The organism is Microcoleus asticus IPMA8, assembly GCF_013179805.1.
GTDB classification, from domain to species: domain Bacteria; phylum Cyanobacteriota; class Cyanobacteriia; order Cyanobacteriales; family Microcoleaceae; genus Microcoleus; species Microcoleus asticus.
Genome location: NZ_SRRZ01000273.1, coordinates 1 through 2,290 on the forward strand (window position 1 = coordinate 1; position 2,290 = coordinate 2,290).

Consider the following 2,290-nt stretch of genomic DNA (forward strand, 5'->3'; position numbering starts at 1 on the left):
CAAGCATTCTATTAAGTTATTAATACATTACTTGAAATTTCACGATATTCCCATTCCTGGGGCATTCATACCTTGATTCAGCAACGCCTTCCAGCAAACCCGCAGTCCGCCCTTCTTGTTTTGCTTTTTCGTAAATTTGTTGGGCTTCTTCGCGTTTTTTGATGCTGCCTTTAATGGTGCGATCGCCAATTTTAATTTCCATCTCATCGACCGCTGCTTCCGCAGGTAGTGGGAAAATATAGACGGCTTCTAATGGCTTGGTGAAAGGATTTTCAAATTGCTGCGAGACTTCAACTCGCGATAAATTTCCGGCAATTTTTGCTCGGACTTCTGTATGTTTCAGGGGAAAAATAAGTTGTTCTCCCTCTGGGGAACGCACGTATAATCCACTGGTTCGCTCGGTTGGAGATTTCAATGATGGCATAAAAGTAGTCCTCCATAAATGATACATCAAAAGGAACTGCAACACGCATCGTCTCGACTGCCTTGACTCTAGCGATTTCGTTTGGGTTTCAGCGCTTGATTTTATTTTATTTTGTTTTGTTTGCTTTGGATAAAGATTAGAAAGGGAAGCGGGAACGATCGATCGAGAAAAACAACGGATTCCAGTAGGTATCGATCTGTCCTATTAAATAATGGCTTAGAGAACAGGAATTATGCAAAAAAATCGGTTTTTGGGAAAAATTGTCGCTTTTTCCGAGAAATATTGACGCATAAACCTGGTTTTTGGGTTCTCTAGAGCGTGTTTTCTTGCGTCTTAGAACCCCCCAGTACCTCTTAAAAAGAGGGGAGCAAGAGGGTCAAAGTCCCCTTTTTGGATCTCATAGTGAGCTGGGGGAAAATGTATCCTGTGTTACAGGGTAATGGGTAATAGGTAATAGGTAATTGGCTCCAAATGACTAACCCATTACCCATTACCTATTACCAGTTCTTAGATAGAGTTATCACCATAGATCCGGGAGAGCCGATTTTTTGTATACGATCGAGCAAAAGGACACGGCATTGCCGTGTCCCCTGGGGGATCGATTTAGACCGCTACAAAATCTGCAACATTAATCAGCCCTGTTGACACATTGCTGAGAGTTGCTAACAGTTGACCGGAACTGGTAACTCGGAGCAAAGTAGAATTATTTTCTACAGTAATGCTCAGTTGCGAGAAACTTAAACCGCCTCTCAAGCCGATCGCATCGCGACCATCTTGAAAGTCTAAAATAGTCTCGCGGCCGCTGTCGATACCTAAGATAAATCGATCGTCCCCAGTACCTCCAATCAAAGTATCATTCCCCTCATCTCCAAATAACCAATCGTCCCCAGCACTACCCAGTAAACTGTCTTCATCCTTGCCGCCATAAAGAGTATCGTTTCCAGCATCACCGTTAACGGTATCCTGACCTTCATTGCCAAACAACAAATCGTTGCCCAAATCACCACACATCTGGTCTTGAGCGCCAGCGGAGCCGATCGCCAGAGGGCTGCCAATATCCCCGTACATAGTATCTTCTCCGTCGCCACCACAGAGAGTATCGCTGCCCTCATCCCCAAACAGCAAGTCGTTGCCCAAGTCTCCTAGGGCCAAATCATCACCCTTACCGCCACGCACTGTATCGTTTCCATTACCGCCAGAAAGGGAATCTTCGGCTTCTTGCCCGTTCAGGTAATCATCGCCACTGAGGCCAAATAGCAAATCGCGACCTGTAGAATCGATGTCTAAAGGGTTAAGAGTACCACCGTATAATGTGTCGTTACCCTCATCGCCAATTAAAGTATCGCTCTGTTTGTCTCCAAAAATTATGTCGTCATTTTTGCCACCGTAAGCAACATCTTCGTTCTTCCCCGCAAAAATTAAATCTTCTTTAGCACCCCCGTTGAGGTAATCATCGCCCTCATTGCCAAACAGCACGTCGCTATCTTTGGCAGAGGGAAGAATGGTTATATTTCCTAGATCGATGCTGAGGTAAGATCCGCCATAAATATTGTCATTGCCAGTGAAGCCAACCTCCAAGTCGTTACCATTTAAGCCGTTGATATTGTCATTGGTAATCGAACCCTCCAGAAAGTCGTCGCTTTCTGTACCGTTGGTGGTGCTATTTGTTTGGTTGGGGCCGCGAATAGCAGTCGGGCTGGGAAAGGTTATCTGCTTGCAAATGCAATCTTCGTCTTGAGTTTCTGGCGTTGGTGTGGGAGTTTCCGTTGGAGTCGGAGTCGGAGTCGGAGTTTCCGATGTATATTATAAACTACTCCGAGACAACGAGACGGTACGATAAGTCGTATGACGTCTACTGCTTGAAAA

At 45.2% G+C, this 2,290-nt stretch carries 1 protein-coding gene and 1 pseudogene; both read right to left on the reverse strand.

The annotated features are described in order from the left end of the window. Positions 1 to 88 precede the first annotated feature (88 nt). A pseudogene (locus E5S67_RS31735) lies at positions 89 to 424 on the reverse strand (VIT domain-containing protein); the annotation flags it as partial. 603 nt (positions 425 to 1,027) lie between these two features. Then, complete coding sequence (locus E5S67_RS31740; RefSeq protein ID WP_246277092.1) at positions 1,028 to 2,002, reverse strand: calcium-binding protein; 975 nt, start codon at positions 2,000 to 2,002, stop codon at positions 1,028 to 1,030. Positions 2,003 to 2,290: the final 288 nt, after the last annotated feature.